Source organism: Vibrio ichthyoenteri ATCC 700023, from assembly GCF_000222605.1.
Lineage (GTDB): Bacteria > Pseudomonadota > Gammaproteobacteria > Enterobacterales > Vibrionaceae > Vibrio > Vibrio ichthyoenteri.
On sequence record NZ_AFWF01000004.1, the window covers coordinates 24,346 to 42,446 of the forward strand.

Here is an 18,101-nt window from a genome sequence, read left to right on the forward strand (position 1 = left end):
GGGTTGCTGATGCGTATTGATAAACACTGGTATATTTTGTAGCGAGATAGCGTGGATTCGCAGACATATCGTCAGCTAATTCTGCAATTAAAAAGGGAGCAATGAGCTCCCTTTGTGTTTCCGATAACGAGTCAGTTACTCATTGATCTTGTTTGGCACCAAAATTGTTGGGCCGCTGTCTTGTGCAGGTTCTGGATAGTCGAGAGTGTAATGCAAGCCACGGCTTTCTTTGCGTTCCATCGCACAACGAACCATTAGCTCAGCCACTTGCAATAAGTTACGTAGCTCAAGTAAGTTGTTTGAAACACGGAAGTTACTGTAATACTCGTGGGTTTCTTGTTGCAATAATTGGATACGACGTAATGCGCGCTCAAGACGTTTGTCGGTACGAACGATGCCCATGTAATCCCACATAAACAGACGCAATTCATGCCAGTTATGTTGGATGATCACTTCTTCATCACTGTTAGTCACTTGGCTCTCATCCCAGCAAGGTAGTGCCGGAGGCAGTTCAACTTCGTTAATATGGTTGATAATATTCTGCGCCGCCGACCATGCGTAAACCACGCACTCTAACAACGAGTTTGAAGCCATACGGTTGGCACCGTGCAATCCGGTGTAACTCACTTCACCAATAGCATATAGATGAGATAAGTCGGTTTGACCACGCTGATCAACCATTACCCCGCCGCAGGTGTAGTGAGCGGCTGGCACAATTGGGATCGGCTCTTTGGTCATATCAATCCCAAGCTCCATCAACTTAGCGTGAATGGTTGGGAAGTGCTTTTCGATGAAGTCAGAAGGTTTGTGGCTGATGTCGACATACATGCAGTCAGCACCAAGGCGCTTCATTTCAAAGTCGATAGCACGAGCAACCACGTCACGAGGAGCCAATTCTGCGCGCTCATCGAAATCAGGCATAAAGCGAGAGCCGTCAGGACGACGAAGGTACGCCCCTTCGCCGCGCAGAGCTTCCGTCAATAAGAAGTTACGTGATTCTGGGTGGTACAAGCAGGTTGGGTGAAATTGGTTAAACTCAAGGTTTGCCACACGACAACCCGCACGCCAAGCCATAGCGATACCATCACCCGATGATACGTCAGGGTTTGAGGTGTATTGATACACCTTTGAGGCTCCGCCAGTGGCCAATACGACAAACTTAGCGCGCACGGTTTCAACGTGTTCGTCATTACGGTTCCAGATATAGGCACCCACCACTTTTTGATTATCACCGCCGATTTTATCTTCGGTGATCAGATCGAGAGCATTGTGGCGTTCTAAAACAGTAATATTGGGGTGATTATGAACGTTGTCTTGCAGAGAGGTTTGCATCGCCATTCCTGTCGCATCTGCCGCATGTAAGATACGGCGGTGGCTGTGGCCACCTTCACGAGTCAGGTGATAGCGAGGCGCTTCATCGCTGTCATTTTCAACACGGTCAAAGGGAACTCCACCATCAATTAACCACTGCACGCACTCTTTAGCGTTTTCAGCGATAAATTTAACGGTTTCTTCCTCACAGATGCCTCCGCCTGCGATCAGCGTATCTTCAACGTGTGAATCAATACTGTCAGACTCATCAAACACCGCGGCAATACCGCCTTGGGCGTAAAATGTTGCACCTTCACTGCGTGGTCCTTTACTTAACACAATGACTTTGCCATGTTCGGCAACACGCAACGCTAACGATAGACCGGCAGCACCACTACCTATCACTAACACATCACACTGATGTTCACGGTTTGCGTTCATAAAAGTTTTAAAATCCTGAGTTATCGTAGAGTGGAAGCACTCTATCTAAAACGATTAATGGCAATAATAACACTCTGTACATCGGAATAGTGTTTTATTGTCATTGCTTTTCATGCTTGTCGTCCTCACAATCTAGCAAAAGACGAAGTAGCCCATTACTTAATCACCAAAAAAATGAAATTTCTTTGAACTTTCTCTTTTTTGCTTGGTCACAATAGTGCTCAAGTAAGCAGTGGTGTCAATACTACATTATGCATAATAAATACTCATATCTGCATAGGTAAGGGTGTAAAACGATAGGAGTACCCGCTCGAATGAACGAGCAGCTGACCGATCAAGTATTAATTGAGCGAGTTCAGAGTGGCGATAAGCAAGCATTCAATTTATTAGTTTTGAGATATCAAAACAAAGTCTGCAATCTTATTTCCCGCTACGTTAATAATCCTGGTGATGTGCCAGACGTAGCGCAAGAAGCATTTATTAAAGCTTATCGAGCAATACCTAGTTTCCGTGGCGAAAGCGCATTTTATACTTGGTTATATCGTATTGCTGTTAATACTGCGAAAAACCACATAGTAGCCCAAAGCCGTAGGCCGCCTGCGCAAGATGTGGACACTGACGACGCCGAATATTACGAAACAGGCAGTGCATTAAAAGAAATATCGAACCCTGAGAACTTAACGTTGTCCAATGAATTGAAACGTGTGGTTTTTGGTGCGATAGAAGCACTGCCCGACGATTTAAAAACTGCGATGACTCTGCGAGAGCTGGATGGCTTAAGCTATGAAGAGATTGCTGTAGTGATGGATTGCCCTGTTGGAACGGTACGTTCGCGTATCTTCCGTGCTCGCGAAGCGGTTGAGAAAAAAATCCAACCTCTTTTGCAACGCTAGTCGCAACTTAATGGTGAAAATAATGGCTGACAAAGAAAAACTTTCAGCACTCATGGATGGAGAATTGGTTGATAAAGCTCTTATTGCAGAGCTAGAAAACGACCAAACAGGCTTAGAATCGTGGAAAAATTACCATTTAATTGGTGATGTTCTTCGCGGCGATGCACCACAACAGCCAGAGTGGAACATAGCTGAAAGCGTTGCTTTAGCGCTAGAAAATGAACCGGCACATCGTCAGTTCGATGCACATAACGTGACCGATATTGGCGACGCGCGAATTGAATCTCAACCAGCGCCGCATCAGGCGAAACGCAACCTACCAGCGTGGATCACGCAATTTGGCCAGGTAGGTATTGCTGCTTGCGTTTCCCTTGCGGTGATTCTGGGTGTCCAACAGATGGGCGGTGAAGCCAATAGTGCTACTGACCAACTTCCGGTACTGCAAACTATTCCATTTAGTGGCAGTGTTGAGCCGGTAAGCTTAACCCGTGATTCGGTTGAGCAAGCACCCAAAAATGGTGTTAACGTACAAGAGCAACGTCGCCGCATTAACGCGATGCTGCAAGATTACGAACTCCAGCTTAGACTGAATAGTGAAAGCGCAATGGATCGTAACGATAATCCAGATACGGTAGTTGAATGAAAAAAATTCTGATCAGTGCGCTGGCGCTGTTCAGTTTGAATACACCATTAGCCTTTGCAGATGAAAAACCTGCAGAGGCTTTGTTGCTTCAAATGAACCAAGCCAGTCAGCAACTCAATTATGAACTCTCTTACATCCTGATTAAGAAAAACAGTATTGAACCTTTGCTGTATCGTCATGCGCTTGATGAACAGCAGCAACTCGCTCATCTTGTTTATTTAAGTGGCCCGATTCGAGAAGTGATTCGTCGCGGGAATGAAGTCAGTTATATTGAACCAGGGGTTGATCCATTTACGATCGAATCTGGCAATATGGTCGCTCCAACGATCCCAATGCTTAATTCTGATATCCCTCAATTGAGCGAAATTTACGATTTTGTCAAAGTCGGCCGAGCGCGAGAAGCGGGCGTTGCTTGTCAAGTGTTGCGAGTTGTCCCTAAAGATGGTTTGCGTTACAGCTATATCTTGTGGATTGATGAAAAGAGCCATTTGCCACTGCGTGCCGATTTAGTTGATCGTGATGGTGAAGTTCTTGAGCAGTACCGGACTATTTCTTATAGCGTGAATGATAAAATCGCTGAAATCCTTGGTGGTTTGAACGATGTGAAATTGCCACAAGTCTTGTCGTTGCCGAAAGGCGAAGTTGAGCCCTCATCTTGGACGGTTGGCTGGACTCCGAAAGGTTTTAAAGCCAAAGATCTTAACCGTTATCGTATGGCGAACACCGATCGTATGGTTGAAAGTCAAATGTACAGCGATGGTTTGTTCAATTTCTCTATCTATATTTCTCCGCGGGATAATCACTCCTTGAAAGGGCAAATTGTTCGTCAAGGTCGTCGTACGTTGCATACCTTCGTTCGAGATAACACTGAAATTTCTGTGGTCGGAGATATTCCACCGGCAACGGCTAAACGCATTGCTCAATCGGTCTCTTTAACTAAGCTGACCGCTGAGTCCAAAGAGCAACCACAGCAATGATGACGGCATTGGCAACGGTTTCGACAGTCACCCCCTGTCCGTCAGGGTATGATGTGGAATTGAGCTGTGAGCAGAAAACCAGTTGTTCAAGCTGTTCATCACAGAAAAATTGTGGCACCGGCATTGTCTCTAAAGCGATTGGTAACAAAGTGCTGCATTGGCATCTTGCGACCAAGCAGTTGTTAAAAGTGGGACAAGTGGTTGAGATTGGTATGGCGGAAAAGAGCCTGCTGCAATCCGCTGCTATTGTTTACCTAGTACCTCTGTTTTCTTTGATCATTGGTGCGCTCGTTGCCCACTGGTGGCTGGCGCCAGCGTTGGGGCTAGGTGAAGGCGCAGTTATTCTAAGCTCTGTCCTCACAACCGTACTTGGCATCATGCTTGCCAAGCGCCTTGCTTCGCGCATCGAGCGACAATCCTCGCAACAAGTCATATTATTAAGAGTATTGGGCGAGCCTATCCAGTGAAATACTCAAGTGACTTGGGTAACAAAATTGGATAGAATCCTCCAACTTGATTGAAATGCCGTCAAACGACGGCTTTCTTAATGTCCTATTTAAAAGAGCTTAGTCATACCAAACCATGAAGCACATTCGTAACTTTTCGATTATCGCCCACATCGACCACGGTAAGTCGACCCTATCTGACCGTCTGATCCAAGTTTGTGGCGGTTTATCCGATCGCGAAATGGCAGCCCAAGTTCTTGACTCTATGGACCTTGAACGTGAGCGCGGTATCACCATTAAAGCGCAAAGTGTAACGCTTGATTACACAGCAAAAGATGGTGAAACATACCAACTAAACTTCATCGACACTCCTGGGCACGTAGACTTCTCTTATGAAGTTTCTCGTTCGCTTGCAGCATGTGAAGGTGCTCTATTGGTGGTGGATGCAGGTCAAGGCGTAGAAGCGCAAACATTGGCAAACTGTTACACCGCTATCGAGATGGATCTAGAAGTAGTTCCTATCCTAAACAAGATCGACTTGCCGGCAGCAGAGCCAGAGCGTGTTGCGGAAGAAATCGAAGAGATCGTTGGTATCGATGCGATGGAAGCGACGCGTTGTAGTGCGAAAACAGGTTTGGGCGTTGACGATGTTCTAGAAAACATTGTTGCGGCGATTCCAGCACCAGAAGGTGATCCTGATGCACCGCTGCAAGCGCTAATCATCGACTCATGGTTTGATAACTACCTTGGCGTTGTTTCATTGGTTCGTATTAAAAACGGCTCAATCAAGAAAAACGACAAGATCAAAGTGATGAGCACTGGCCAAGTTTGGGGTGTTGACCGCCTTGGTATTTTCACTCCAAAACAAATCGACACCACTGAACTAAATACTGGTGAAGTAGGTTGGGTGGTTTGTGGTATCAAAGACATCTTGGGTGCACCGGTTGGTGATACGCTAACACTGGCGAAAAACGGTTGTGAGAAAGCGCTACCAGGCTTTAAAAAAGTGAAGCCTCAGGTATACGCGGGTCTATTCCCAGTATCGTCTGATGACTACGAAAACTTCCGTGATGCACTAGGCAAGCTAAGCCTAAACGATGCGTCACTGTTCTATGAGCCAGAAAGCTCAGCAGCACTAGGCTTTGGTTTCCGTTGTGGTTTCCTTGGCATGCTGCACATGGAAATCATCCAAGAGCGTCTAGAGCGTGAATACGATCTAGACCTGATTACTACTGCTCCTACGGTAGTATATGAAGTGATTCAAACGGACGGCACGACGCTGTATGTTGATAGCCCGGCAAAACTGCCAGCAATCAACGACATTGAAGAAATGCGTGAGCCAATCGCTCGCTGTAATATCTTAGTGCCAGCCGATTACCTAGGTAACGTCATTACCTTGTGTGTTGAAAAACGCGGTATGCAGGTAGACATGGTTTACCACGGCAACCAAGTTGCTGTGACTTACGATATTCCAATGGCAGAAGTGGTTCTCGACTTCTTTGACCGTTTGAAATCAACGTCACGTGGCTACGCGTCACTGGATTACAACTTCCAACGTTTTGAAATGTCAAACATGGTTCGCGTAGACGTACTATTGAATGGCGATAAAGTGGATGCACTTGCAATCATCACTCACAAAGATCAATCACAAAGTCGTGGTCGTCTATTGGTTGAGAAGATGAAAGAGTTCATTCCTCGTCAAATGTTTGATATTGCGATTCAAGCTGCGATTGGTAACCACATCATTGCGCGTTCTACTGTTAAACAGTTACGTAAAAACGTAATCGCAAAATGTTACGGTGGCGATATCAGCCGTAAGAAGAAACTGTTGAAGAAACAGAAAGAAGGTAAGAAACGTATGAAGCAGATCGGTAACGTTGAACTGCCTCAAGAAGCGTTCCTAGCGATTCTTCATGTTGGTAAAGATTAATACATTGGGCAGTTGCTCAATATCATGATCAAAGTAAGTGAAAGGGTTTCGGCTCTTTCACTTTCGTCTTTTTGAAAGTAAGGGAAATCAATGGCGAATACGTTTTCACTGATGCTCGTTCTAGTAACTTTGGTTACTGGCATTGTATGGGTACTTGAGAAGTTGGTCTTTGCGAAAAAACGTCAGTTAAAATTAGCTGAAGTCGAAGCACAAACTAACGGCTTAGATGCGGCGGCGAAAGAAAAAATCACCACGCAGCCATGGTGGATAGAAAACAGCGTATCGATTTTCCCAGTAATTGCTTTCGTTTTGATCCTGCGCTCGTTCGTCTATGAACCGTTTCAGATCCCATCGAAATCAATGATGCCAACCTTGCTAGTGGGCGATTTTATTTTGGTTGAGAAGTTTGCCTACGGTCTAAAAGATCCAGTATGGCGCACTCAATTGGTCGAAACGGGTAAACCAGAACGTGGTGACTCTGTGGTCTTTAAGTTCCCACCTCAGCCAAGCATTGACTACATTAAACGTGTGGTTGGTTTGCCAGGTGATATCGTGCGTTACAGCACAGACAAACAGATTTGTATTCAAAAGCCAGGTGAAGGGGTATGTAACCCAGTTAAATTGTTCAACGTTGAAAAAAGCCAGTTTATGCAAAGTGGCGGCTACATGATTCAAATGAATGAACAACTTGGCGAACATGATCATCAAATTCTTATCAATCCATTCCGTGAAGATCGTACCGAAGCTTACCAGCCTCGCAGCGGTGTTGCTGAATGGGTGGTACCAGAAGGTCAATACTTTGTGATGGGTGATAACCGTGACAACAGTGCTGACAGTCGCTACTGGGGCTTTGTTCCAGAAGCCAACTTAGTCGGTAAAGCCGTCGCTATTTGGATCAGCTTTGAGTTTGAGCGTGATGAAAACAGCGTTTTACCTACTTGGATCCCAACTGGTGTGCGCTTCAACCGCATCGGTGGAATTAACTAACCAAATCGAGAGAGTATGAATTCTCCAATCGCAATTTTAGAGAAAAAACTCGGCTACACATTTAATGATGCCGAGTTTATCAATCTAGCGCTGACACATCGCAGCGCTAATGGGAAACACAATGAACGTCTTGAGTTTCTGGGCGATTCAATTTTAAGTTTTGTCATTGCTGATGAACTGTATCACCGTTTTCCGAAAGTAAACGAAGGTGATATGAGCCGTATGCGTGCAACGCTGGTACGCGGAAATACATTGGCTGAACTAGGGCGTGAATTTGTCCTAGGAGATTACTTAAAATTAGGTCCAGGTGAATTGAAAAGTGGCGGTTTCCGTCGTGATTCTATTCTGGCCGATGCAGTCGAAGCTATCATTGGTGCTATCTATCTGGATAGTGACATTGAAGTTGTTCGCGGTATTGTGCTGAGCTGGTACCAAACTCGTCTTGATGAGATTAAGCCTGGTGCGTCACAAAAAGATCCAAAAACTCGCCTACAAGAGTTTTTGCAAGGTCGCAGAAAACCGCTGCCTGTCTACACAGTGACTAATATTAAAGGTGAGGCACACAACCAAGAGTTTACTGTGTCGTGTGAGGTTGCAGGTACTGGATCACCTGTAATTGGTAAAGGTACCAGTCGTCGCAAGGCAGAACAGGCGGCTGCGGAAACGGCATTAGAGCAATTGACCAATGGCTGATTCAACAGACAACAACGAATTTGATATCGATGCGTACTTCGCATCGGGCGGCGAGAAAAAAGCAAGCTCGCCAACCAACCAACACTGTGGCTTTATTGCCATTGTTGGCCGTCCTAACGTAGGTAAATCGACGCTACTGAACAATATTCTTGGTCAGAAAATTTCGATTACTTCACGTAAGCCACAAACGACACGTCACCGCATTATGGGTGTCGATACCGAAGGTGATTATCAAGCGATTTTCGTTGATACACCAGGGCTACACATTGAAGAAAAACGCGCCATCAACCGTTTGATGAACCGTGCGGCAAACTCATCGCTAAGCGATGTGAACTTGGTGTTCTTCCTTGTGGATGGTACCCACTGGACTGCGGACGATGAAATGGTACTGAACAAGCTGAGAAATGCGAATTTCCCAGTGGTATTGTGTGTTAACAAAGTAGACGTAGTAAACGATCGTAACGACGTTATGCTGCATATGGCTGACTTGTCGAAGCTGATGGACTTTGTTGATATCGTACCGATTTCAGCCAAGCATGGTAAAAACGTTGATGTGCTACGTAAGCACGTTCGCGCGCACTTACCAAAAGCGACGCACCACTTTCCAGAAGAGTATGTGACAGACCGTTCACAGCGCTTTATGGCGTCTGAAATTGTTCGTGAAAAATTGATGCGTTTTACCGGTGAAGAATTGCCTTACTCGGTAACGGTTGAGATTGAACGTTTCGATTACAACCCAGATACGGATGGTTTCCACATCAACGCTTTGATTCTGGTTGAGCGTAGTGGCCAGAAGAAAATGGTGATCGGTAAAGGTGGCGAGAAAATCAAAACCATCGGTCGCGAAGCGCGTCTTGATATGGAAGAGTTGTTTGGCCGTAAAGTTTACCTAGAAACATGGGTAAAAGTGAAATCGGGTTGGGCTGATGATGAGCGCGCCCTACGTTCACTAGGCTACATCGACGATCTATAATTTCGAGCAGCGAGAAAGCGTCGCTCCGAAAGTGAATAAATAATAAGGAGCCGCATGGCTCCTTATTTTGTTTTCGCTTCTCATACCTAGGATAGAAATAGATGGCAGAAGGCTTGCAGCGTTGTTTTGTGCTTCACCGCCGACCTTACAGTGAATCGAGCTTAATTCTCGATGTCTTTAGTGAGGAGTATGGCCGTGTCACGCTGATGTCAAAAGGGGCACGTAGCAAGCGCTCGAACTTGAAAGGTGCCTTGCAACCTTTCACTCCGTTGCTTCTCAAGTGGTCTGGTAACAGTTCAATGAAAACCCTCCGCCAAGCTGAGCCGATTAGTCTTGGCTTACCGCTTTCAGGTATCTTCCTCTACTCGGCAATGTATGTGAATGAATTGCTTGGACGGGTATTAATGGCTGAAGTGGCGATGCCGGGGTTATTTCATGACTATCTCCACGCATTAACGGAGTTGGCACAAGCAGAAAACCCAGAGCCGGCGTTGCGTCGCTTTGAATTAGCGTTACTTTCCGCAATGGGCTACGGTGTCGATTTTCTCCATTGCGCCGGAACGGGTGAGCCAATTGATCCTAATATGACCTATCGTTACCGCGAGCAGAAGGGGTTTATTGCCTCAGTGCGGTTTGATAATCTCACCTTCAAAGGTGACGAGTTGATTGCTATTAGTGAGCGCCGTTTTGTTACCAAACAACAACTACAAGCCGCAAAGCGCTTTACACGTATAGCGTTAAAGCCTTATCTTGGCGGTAAACCATTAAAAAGTAGGGAACTCTTTATTTCAAGAGCCCCCCGAGCACGGAGTATTGAAAAATGAGCTCAATTTATCTAGGTGTCAATATCGACCATATCGCAACGCTACGTAATGCTCGCGGCACGAAATACCCAGATCCAGTGCATGCCGCTGAGATTGCCGAGCGCGCCGGTGCGGATGGTATTACGATCCATCTACGTGAAGATCGCCGCCATATTAATGACCGTGATGTGCGTATTTTGCGTGAAACATTGCAGACACGTATGAACCTAGAAATGGCTGTCACGGATGAAATGATTGAGATTGCACTACAAACGCAACCTGAATACGTTTGTTTGGTGCCGGAAAAGCGTGAAGAGCTGACAACAGAAGGTGGCTTGAATGTGGCCGGTCAGCTAGAGAAAGTGAAAGCAGCAACGCAAACACTATCGGCCGCGGGTATTAAGGTTTCTTTGTTTATTGATGCCGATCGTGAGCAAATTGATGCGGCGAAAGCGTGCGGCGCTCCGTTTATTGAGCTTCACACGGGTCATTATGCCGATGCGCCGAGCGAAGAAGCACAAGCGGATGAACTGAAAAAAATTGCAGCTGGTGCCAGCTACGCAGCGAATCTAGGCATTACGGTTAATGCTGGGCACGGTTTGACTTATCATAACGTGGCTGCGATTGCGGCTATTCCAGACATTTATGAGCTGAATATTGGTCACTCAATCATTGGCCGCGCGGTGTTTGATGGTTTGCATCAGTCGGTCGCCGATATGAAAGCACTGATGGTTGAAGCGCGTAAATAAACGATGGCAATTGTAGGCTTAGGCACCGATATCGCTGAAATCGATCGGGTTGAGAAAGCACTGGCGCGCGCCGGTTGCGCCTTTGCGGAGCGGATCTTAACCCCGCGAGAGCTCGAGACGTTTCATTCATTGAAACAGCAAGGACGTTATCTGGCTAAGCGCTTTGCCGCCAAAGAAGCCGCCTCGAAAGCGTTAGGTACCGGGATTGCGATGGGGGTGAGTTTTCAAGACTTCACCATTAGTAATGATGAACTTGGCAAACCGCTGTTAACCTTGAGTAATAAAGCGCTAGAGCGAGCTCAAGCAATGGGTGTTGAGCATATTCATCTCTCTATCTCGGATGAGCGTCACTACGCGATGGCAACGGTGATTTACGAAACGAAGTAACCCCTTTTGCGAAACATAAAAAAAGAGCGCCAATTGATGCGCTCTTTTTTGTTTTTATCAGCGTGGAATTACGCCTGCTTTAGCAGCGATAGCGCGACTCAACACTCACTTTCTGCCAGATAAGGTTGTGCACTGGCCGTCACCTTTTCCATTTCATCTTGTAGCTCAAATAGTTCTGGCTCAATGTCTTCGATATTGCTGCCCGAGCGCAGTGCTTTTTCAATTGTGGCACAGACATTTTTCAAGCGCGGCACACCACAATATGAACAACTGCCATGCAGTTTATGCACATGATGAATTAATTGCTCCACGTCGAAGCTGTCACTTTCTAGCGCTTGTTCAACAATAGCGCTGACTTCTGGCATATAGTCGAGCAGCATTTGCAGCATTTCTTTAGCCAGATCTTCTTTGTTGGCTGATTGCTTCAAGGCTGCTTGCCAATCAATGATCATGTTGCTGTGTTCATTGATAAGGTGTTGCTGAATAATCTCGGTTTCTGCTGGTAAGGTGAGCTTTTGCAGCTCATCTTCTTTGGTGTGTGGGCTCCAATGCATCAACACTTGTTGCAACACATGCTCTTCAATTGGTTTGGTTAGGTAGTCATCCATACCGGCTTTCAACAATCGGTCGCGCTCGCCGCTCATCGCATGAGCTGTAACCGCAATTACAGGCGTATTCGCGTTGAGGGCGATTTTCTTGATCGCACTACACGCAGTGACACCATCCATATGCGGCATTTGGATATCCATCAAAATGATATCGAAATGGCGTTGTTCAGCTTGCTTGACCGCATCTTTACCATTGGTACAAGTGATGACGCGCTCAACTCGCTCTTCGAGGAGCGCACCGATTAGTTTTAAGTTGGCAGGGTTATCATCTACCGCCATCACGGTGAGTGGTAAAGTCTCTGTGCTGATTGGCAGTTCAACCTCAATCTCAGGCAAACTTTCTTGATTTGCGGCTAAGGTTTGCAGCAATTTTTTGCGCGATAGCGGTTTGGTCACACAGTGAATCTGATACTTTTGAATCAAATGATCAGATAAGGCCAGTGCGGTACTTGGCGTGCCGACAACCACATGCGGCGCACACAACAATGCCTTCTCAACTTGCTTCTCTACTTTGCTCACTTCATTGGAACGGTTAGGGGCAAGGTTTAGTAGTACATAATCAAACGTTTCAATTTCATCAGGCATTGATGAGCGATAGGTGACGACGAGTCCCTGTTGCGCCAGAGTTTGACGTGTAATTGAGGCTGCCTGCATATTCGGCTCAACCAACAGCAATGAACGCTGGTTGAGCGCCTGTACTTCAATCAGTTCACTCATTGGCATATCGGTAGCGTGTAAGCGCAGCGTGAACCAGAAAGTCGAACCTTGGTGTAGGCGACTGGTTAAGCTTATCTCGCCACCCATTTGGCTAACCAGCTTCTGGGTGATAACCAAGCCTAAACCGGTACCGCCATAACGACGTGAGATGCTGGCATCTGCTTGGCTAAATGCTTGGAATAACTGCGCTTGCTGGCGCTCTGAGATACCGATGCCGGTATCACGTACCATGAATTGTAATTCAACCACATCTTCTTTTTGTGAACGCAGTTCAACGCTGATGTCGATGTTGCCGCGCTCGGTAAATTTAATTGAGTTGCCGACAAGGTTGGTCAGAACTTGTTGAATACGCAGTGGATCGCCCACCAGACCAATCGGCACTTTGGGATCAATCTTCAGCGTAATTTCTAAGCCTTTTTCGTGCGCGCTGGTGGCTTGCAAGCTCACTACTTCTTCAAGGGTTTCTTGGAACTCAAATGGAATGTTTTCGAGTGCCAGTTTGCCTGCTTCCAGTTTGGAGAAATCGAGAATGTCGTTAATGATGGTCAATAAATTATTGGCCGACTTCTCAATGGTCTGCAGGTAATCAGTTTGACTATTAGACAGCTTGGTTTTCAGCATCTGACGCGTAAAACCAATCACACCATTAAGCGGGGTGCGCAGTTCGTGCGACATATTTGCTAAGAATTCGGATTTTACTCGCGCGGCTTCTTGAGCACGTTTTTTAGCAATATCTAACTCAACGTTTTGGATTTCTAACTGCTCTAGTGTTTCACGTAGATCCGATGTCGCTTGGTCGATACTGTGCTGCATTTCAACATGGTATTCAGACAATGATACCGCCATCGCGTTGATACCATTTTTTAGCTGATCCAACTCGCCATGCATTTTGCCTTCGATACGCACATCAAGGTGACCACGACGAATTCGGTCGACCATGTTTTTCATGTGTGAAATTGGTCGGGTTACGTCATGCATTAAGCGCATAGCGAAGAAGCCAGAGAGTCCGAGTCCGGTAAGCAGCACTAAAAAGGCGGAGAAAATTTCTTGGTATTGCTGTAGACGTAGCGAAGATAAGTCGAGCTCAATCGCGATGTAGCCCATAGCGGGATTATTTTGTTTGCCTCGTGGACTGGCTATGATCCCCGATTCACTGATGATCGGTGCGCGTAGAACTAAGGTATTTTCCTTGAGGTTAGAGGTGACTAACAACGGGATGGGTTCATTGCGTGGAAAGGTCAGTGATTCAAAATTAGGGTGAAAGTTTGAGGTTACAAACAGGTCGTGATTGTAATCAAATACCGCAATACTGCGTACAAACTTAGAGTTTTTACGATGCGCATAACCAATAATGCGGCGAACCGATTCTCGACTGTTGTTTTTTAGGCCATCTTCACTGGCGATAGCCAGAGGTTCGATAATACTTAGACCTGAATTAATCACTTGTTTTTCTAAGTCGTGATAGCGGTTAAAAGAGAAAATTGCGCTCAGAAGCAAACCAATAATTAGGGTTGGCGCTAGAGTGAGAGTAATAACGCGGGCGCGTAAGCCATATCTGGTCATTATTGTCTAAACATCGTGGTGTGGATATGGGAAAATAGCCATCATAAAATGAGCCGTCGAAGAGTTAAGCATAATCAACTCAATCGGCTCACACAATGATCCAGGCTCTAAAAGGTGACGCCTGGACTATTTGCAGCAATAGAGAGCAGGCACAAAGCATGGCGCGTTTTTTCCAACCGAAAAAGAAAACACAATTAAACACCAAGCATCAATCCATGATCGTCGATAAGTTGGATCACCAAGGTGCTGGCATTTGCTACCAAAATGGCAAGCCTGTGTTTATCGATGGCGCACTTGCTGGTGAGCAAGTTCTAGTGCAATTGACGGAAGACAAAAGTAAGTTTTCTCGGGCTAATTTGATTAAAGTACAGAAGTCTAGCGAGCAACGCATTAAGCCATTTTGCCCGGTTTATGAGCAGTGTGGTGGTTGTAATATGCAACACCTTGGCTTAGATGCGCAGTTGGACTACAAACAGCAAACGCTATCTGAATTGATGAGCAAATTTTCCGGTCAAAGCTTGGATCTGGAAGCGCCTATTTCAGGTAATGGTCTTGGTTACCGTCGTCGCGCACGCATTAGTGTGATGGTCGATAAGAAAACCCGCCAGTTGCAATTTGGCTTCCGCCGTAAGCAAAGTAAGCAAATCGTCGATGTGACCGATTGTCCTGTTCTGGCTCCAGAATTGAATGCGATGCTGCCAGATCTGTACAAATTACTGCAAGGTTTTACGCGCCAAGAGTCGATTGGTCACATTGAACTGGTAAAAGGGGATAACACCAATGTCATGGTGTTGCGCCACCTAAAACCATTAACCAACAAAGAACAACAGCAACTAGAAACTTTTGCTACAGCGCATAACGCTAGCTTGTATCTGATGCCGCAAGCCGATCAACTTGACCGAGTGTTAGGCGATGAAGCGCATTATTTAGAAGCGGGTGTGACCATTCCTTTTGCACCTAATAACTTCATTCAAGTAAACCAAAAAGTGAACCAGCAGATGGTTGAACAAGCGCTTAACTGGCTTGAATTGAGTGAAAATGACCGCGTATTGGATCTTTTCTGTGGCCTCGGTAACTTCAGTTTGCCGATCGCTAAACAAGTTAAAACCGTGGTTGGCGTGGAAGGTGTCGATGCCATGGTTGAAAAAGCACAGCACAATGCGGCTTTGAACCAACTAGACAATGCTCTGTTCTACCAAGCAAATTTAGAACAAGATTTGTCATCTCAGCCGTGGGCAAGTGAAAAGTTTGATAAGATACTGCTCGATCCAGCTAGAGCGGGTGCAAGTGGTATAGTAGACCAACTGTCTCGTTTGGGGGCGCAGCGTGTGGTTTATGTTTCATGTAATCCTGCTACGCTTGCCAGAGATAGTCAAAGCTTGCTGAAACAAGGCTACCAGCTTGAAAAGTTGGGTATGTTGGACATGTTCCCGCATACGGCCCATCTAGAGTCAATGGCTCTATTTGTTATGCGTAAAGCATAAATAAATGAACTAACACTAGGTAAAATAGCCTATTAGACAGGGTTAGTCGGTATAAAAATAAAAACTAGGACGAAAAAAGATGGTTGCGGTAAGAAGCGCGCATTTAAATCAAGATGAACAGTTTGAGCTAGATAAATGGATTGCTAGCTTAAAGCAAGATGGCAAAACTGCTCAGCGCTTAACTGAAGTGTATCGTCAGTGCGAAACGTTTTTGCAAGGCAACGATGACGCTCAACTCTTGTTGTGGCGTGGTCGTGAAATGATTGAAATTCTCATCACCTTATCAATGGATAAACCAACGCTGGTGGCAGCGCAGCTTTTCCCATTGGTCTCAAGTGGTGCTTTGCAACGCGACAAGCTTGAAGAAGAATACAATAAAGAGATCATTAAACTGATCGATGGCGTTGAAGAGATGGCTGCCCTTGGGCAGCTAAACGTCACGCTAGAAGGCAGTGCTGCATCATCGCAAGTCGATAACGTGCGCCGCATGCTGCTGGCGATGGTGGATGATTTTCGCTGCGTGGTCATCAAGTTGGCCGAGCGCATTTGTAATCTGATTGAAGTAAAAAAAGCGCCTGATGAAGTGCGTCGCGCGGCCGCGCAAGAGTGTACCAACATCTACGCGCCACTGGCGAACCGTCTCGGTATTGGTCAGTTAAAGTGGGAAATTGAAGATTACGCTTTCCGCTACCAGCAACCAGAAACCTATAAACAGATCGCGAAACAGCTGTCAGAGCGTCGCATCGTACGTGAACAATACATCAAAGATTTTGTTGATGACTTAACCGAAGAAATGCAAGCCACGGGCATTAATGCAGAGGTGAGTGGTCGTCCAAAACACATCTATAGTATCTGGCGCAAAATGCAGAAAAAGAGCTTGGAGTTTGATGAGCTTTTTGACGTGCGCGCCGTGCGTATCATCGCGGATAAATTGCAAGACTGCTACGCCGCATTGGGTATCGTTCATACTAAATACAAGCACTTACCTAGTGAGTTTGACGATTACGTTGCCAATCCCAAACCGAACGGTTATCAATCAATTCATACTGTCGTCTTGGGGCCAGAAGGCAAAACCATTGAGATTCAGATCCGTACTAAAGATATGCACGAAGATTCTGAATTGGGTGTGGCTGCGCACTGGAAATATAAAGAAGGTGCAAGTTCAGGCCGTAGTGGTTACGACGAGAAGATCACTTGGCTGCGTAAGCTGATTGATTGGCAAGAAGAGATGTCTGACTCTGGCGAAATGCTCGATGAGCTGCGTAGCCAAGTGTTTGATGATCGCGTCTATGCCTTTACTCCACGCGGTGATGTGGTCGATTTGCCTATGGGCGCAACGCCGCTCGATTTTGCCTACCACATCCATTCTATGGTCGGTCACCGCTGTATCGGTGCCAAAGTAGCCGGACGCATCGTACCGTTTACCCATAAGTTATCGATGGGCGATCAAGTTGAAATCATCACTCAGAAAGAGCCTAATCCGTCGCGCGATTGGCTAAACCCATCACTAGGCTTTGTCACTTCAGGTCGAGCACGAGCCAAAATCAATGCTTGGTTCCGCAAACAGAGCCGCGAGAAAAACCTCGAAGCCGGGCGTGAAATTCTTGAGCATGAATTAGGTAAAATTGGTGCTACGTTAAAACACGCAGAGCAATATGCGCTGAAACGCTTTAACGTTAACTCTGCTGATGAACTGTATGTCGGTGTCGGCAGTGGTGATTTACGTATTAATCAAATCATTAATCACATCAACGCCTTGGTGAACAAGCCAACCGCGGAAGAAGAAGACAAGCAGGCGCTTGAAAAACTCCTCGAAGCGGAAAATAAACCGTCTACCCCAACACGTCCGAATAAAGATGCCGTGGTGGTAGAAGGGGTCGATAACCTGATGAATCATTTGGCTCGTTGTTGCCAACCGATTCCGGGCGATCAAATCTGTGGTTACATCACCCAAGGTCGTGGCATTTCTGTGCACCGGGCTGATTGTGAGCAGTTGGAAGAGCTACGTCATCATGCACCAGAGCGTATTATTGATACCGTCTGGGGCAGTGGTTTTGCCGGCTCTTACTTACTCACTCTACGCGTGGAAGCAATGGAGCGTGGTGGCCTGCTCAAAGAGATCACCACTCTGTTTGCTAATGAAAAAGTGAAAGTAAACAGCATGAAGAGCCGTGTCGACTACCGCACGCAATTGTCGATCTTAGATTTTGATTTGGAAGTGAGTAACGTTGAAGTGCTGGCGCGCGTATCGAAGCGAGTCGAGCAGATCAAAGATGTGATGACGGTGAAGCGCCTCGGCTAACATTCTCGTCATACTTACGACTGTCGCGTTGTTGATTGCGCGCACTCGCACCATTACATGGTAAACCATGCTCTGGTGTCTCGTTTGCTTATCGCCTAGCGACAGTCGCAATTGTTTTTGAGTCGACTTAGAAAAAAGACTCTAGTTGTCATCCCCCACAGTTAGGGAAGAGCGTGATAGGGAATCTAGTTTTA

General features: G+C 46.1%; 15 protein-coding genes. 13 read left to right on the forward strand and 2 right to left on the reverse strand.

Translation table 11 applies throughout. The annotated features are described in order from the left end of the window. Nucleotides 1–135: 135 nt before the first annotated feature. The gene (gene nadB / locus RH85_RS00560) at nt 136–1,752 is read right to left on the reverse strand and encodes an L-aspartate oxidase (protein WP_006710214.1); all 1,617 of its coding nucleotides are present in this window, start codon (nt 1,750–1,752) and stop codon (nt 136–138) included. Between the two features lie 314 nt (nt 1,753–2,066). Here nadB and rpoE point away from each other — a divergent pair, with 314 nt between their 5' ends. From rpoE to acpS, 11 genes are all read left to right on the forward strand, one after another. Next, on the forward strand, nt 2,067–2,645 hold the full coding sequence (rpoE, locus tag RH85_RS00565) for an RNA polymerase sigma factor RpoE (protein ID WP_006710215.1): 579 nt from the start codon (nt 2,067–2,069) through the stop codon (nt 2,643–2,645). A 22-nt stretch (nt 2,646–2,667) separates the two neighbouring features. Beyond that, a complete protein-coding gene (locus RH85_RS00570) occupies nt 2,668–3,288 on the forward strand; it encodes a sigma-E factor negative regulatory protein (protein ID WP_006710216.1) in 621 nt (206 codons plus the stop codon). Beyond that, a complete protein-coding gene (rseB, locus tag RH85_RS00575; RefSeq protein WP_006710217.1) occupies nt 3,285–4,265 on the forward strand; it encodes a sigma-E factor regulatory protein RseB in 981 nt (326 codons plus the stop codon). The genes RH85_RS00570 and rseB overlap by 4 nt, the downstream gene beginning before the upstream one ends. Continuing rightward, nucleotides 4,262–4,732, forward strand: a complete 471-nt coding sequence (locus tag RH85_RS00580) for a SoxR reducing system RseC family protein (protein ID WP_006710218.1) — start codon at nt 4,262–4,264, stop codon at nt 4,730–4,732. Before rseB ends, RH85_RS00580 begins: the two co-directional genes overlap by 4 nt. A gap of 115 nt (nt 4,733–4,847) precedes the next feature. Further along, on the forward strand, nt 4,848–6,641 hold the full coding sequence (gene lepA, locus RH85_RS00585) for a translation elongation factor 4 (protein ID WP_006710219.1): 1,794 nt from the start codon (nt 4,848–4,850) through the stop codon (nt 6,639–6,641). 90 nt (nt 6,642–6,731) lie between these two features. Then, on the forward strand, nt 6,732–7,628 hold the full coding sequence (gene lepB / locus RH85_RS00590; protein ID WP_006710220.1) for a signal peptidase I: 897 nt from the start codon (nt 6,732–6,734) through the stop codon (nt 7,626–7,628). Nucleotides 7,629–7,643: 15 nt separating this feature from the next. Beyond that, nucleotides 7,644–8,321, forward strand: a complete 678-nt coding sequence (gene rnc, locus RH85_RS00595; protein ID WP_006710221.1) for a ribonuclease III — start codon at nt 7,644–7,646, stop codon at nt 8,319–8,321. Then, nucleotides 8,314–9,294, forward strand: coding sequence for a GTPase Era (gene era / locus RH85_RS00600; RefSeq protein ID WP_006710222.1), 981 nt, complete (start codon nt 8,314–8,316; stop codon nt 9,292–9,294). Before rnc ends, era begins: the two co-directional genes overlap by 8 nt. Nucleotides 9,295–9,395: 101 nt before the next feature. After that, complete coding sequence (gene recO, locus RH85_RS00605; protein WP_006710223.1) at nt 9,396–10,118, forward strand: DNA repair protein RecO; 723 nt, start codon at nt 9,396–9,398, stop codon at nt 10,116–10,118. Further along, nucleotides 10,115–10,846 carry a pyridoxine 5'-phosphate synthase gene (gene pdxJ, locus RH85_RS00610; RefSeq protein ID WP_006710224.1) on the forward strand — a complete coding sequence of 244 codons (732 nt, stop codon included), beginning with the start codon at nt 10,115–10,117 and terminating at the stop codon, nt 10,844–10,846. Before recO ends, pdxJ begins: the two co-directional genes overlap by 4 nt. Nucleotides 10,847–10,849: 3 nt before the next feature. Further along, nucleotides 10,850–11,233 (forward strand): holo-ACP synthase, encoded by a 384-nt coding sequence (gene acpS / locus RH85_RS00615; protein ID WP_006710225.1) that lies wholly within the window; start codon nt 10,850–10,852, stop codon nt 11,231–11,233. Nucleotides 11,234–11,331: 98 nt separating this feature from the next. Here the strand turns inward: acpS and barA are convergent, their stop codons facing one another. After that, nucleotides 11,332–14,121: a two-component sensor histidine kinase BarA gene (barA, locus tag RH85_RS00620; RefSeq protein ID WP_006710226.1), complete on the reverse strand. Its 2,790-nt coding sequence runs from the start codon at nt 14,119–14,121 to the stop codon at nt 11,332–11,334. Nucleotides 14,122–14,279: 158 nt separating this feature from the next. Here barA and rlmD point away from each other — a divergent pair, with 158 nt between their 5' ends. Further along, a complete protein-coding gene (gene rlmD / locus RH85_RS00625; protein ID WP_006710227.1) occupies nt 14,280–15,605 on the forward strand; it encodes a 23S rRNA (uracil(1939)-C(5))-methyltransferase RlmD in 1,326 nt (441 codons plus the stop codon). 79 nt (nt 15,606–15,684) lie between these two features. After that, nucleotides 15,685–17,907, forward strand: coding sequence for a GTP diphosphokinase (gene relA / locus RH85_RS00630; RefSeq protein WP_006710228.1), 2,223 nt, complete (start codon nt 15,685–15,687; stop codon nt 17,905–17,907). Nucleotides 17,908–18,101 lie beyond the last annotated feature (194 nt).

What these genes read in the sequence shown, in the direction of transcription:
- barA (WP_006710226.1), bottom strand. Translation starts at nt 14,121, where the DNA reads ATGACCAGATATGGCTTACGCGCCCGCGTTATTACTCTCACTCTAGCG.
- acpS (WP_006710225.1), top strand. Translation starts at nt 10,850, where the DNA reads ATGGCAATTGTAGGCTTAGGCACCGATATCGCTGAAATCGATCGGGTT.
- rnc (WP_006710221.1), top strand. Translation starts at nt 7,644, where the DNA reads ATGAATTCTCCAATCGCAATTTTAGAGAAAAAACTCGGCTACACATTT.
- nadB (WP_006710214.1), bottom strand. Translation starts at nt 1,752, where the DNA reads ATGAACGCAAACCGTGAACATCAGTGTGATGTGTTAGTGATAGGTAGT.
- lepA (WP_006710219.1), top strand. Translation starts at nt 4,848, where the DNA reads ATGAAGCACATTCGTAACTTTTCGATTATCGCCCACATCGACCACGGT.
- pdxJ (WP_006710224.1), top strand. Translation starts at nt 10,115, where the DNA reads ATGAGCTCAATTTATCTAGGTGTCAATATCGACCATATCGCAACGCTA.
- recO (WP_006710223.1), top strand. Translation starts at nt 9,396, where the DNA reads ATGGCAGAAGGCTTGCAGCGTTGTTTTGTGCTTCACCGCCGACCTTAC.
- relA (WP_006710228.1), top strand. Translation starts at nt 15,685, where the DNA reads ATGGTTGCGGTAAGAAGCGCGCATTTAAATCAAGATGAACAGTTTGAG.
- RH85_RS00570 (WP_006710216.1), top strand. Translation starts at nt 2,668, where the DNA reads ATGGCTGACAAAGAAAAACTTTCAGCACTCATGGATGGAGAATTGGTT.
- era (WP_006710222.1), top strand. Translation starts at nt 8,314, where the DNA reads ATGGCTGATTCAACAGACAACAACGAATTTGATATCGATGCGTACTTC.
- rseB (WP_006710217.1), top strand. Translation starts at nt 3,285, where the DNA reads ATGAAAAAAATTCTGATCAGTGCGCTGGCGCTGTTCAGTTTGAATACA.
- rpoE (WP_006710215.1), top strand. Translation starts at nt 2,067, where the DNA reads ATGAACGAGCAGCTGACCGATCAAGTATTAATTGAGCGAGTTCAGAGT.
- RH85_RS00580 (WP_006710218.1), top strand. Translation starts at nt 4,262, where the DNA reads ATGATGACGGCATTGGCAACGGTTTCGACAGTCACCCCCTGTCCGTCA.
- rlmD (WP_006710227.1), top strand. Translation starts at nt 14,280, where the DNA reads ATGGCGCGTTTTTTCCAACCGAAAAAGAAAACACAATTAAACACCAAG.
- lepB (WP_006710220.1), top strand. Translation starts at nt 6,732, where the DNA reads ATGGCGAATACGTTTTCACTGATGCTCGTTCTAGTAACTTTGGTTACT.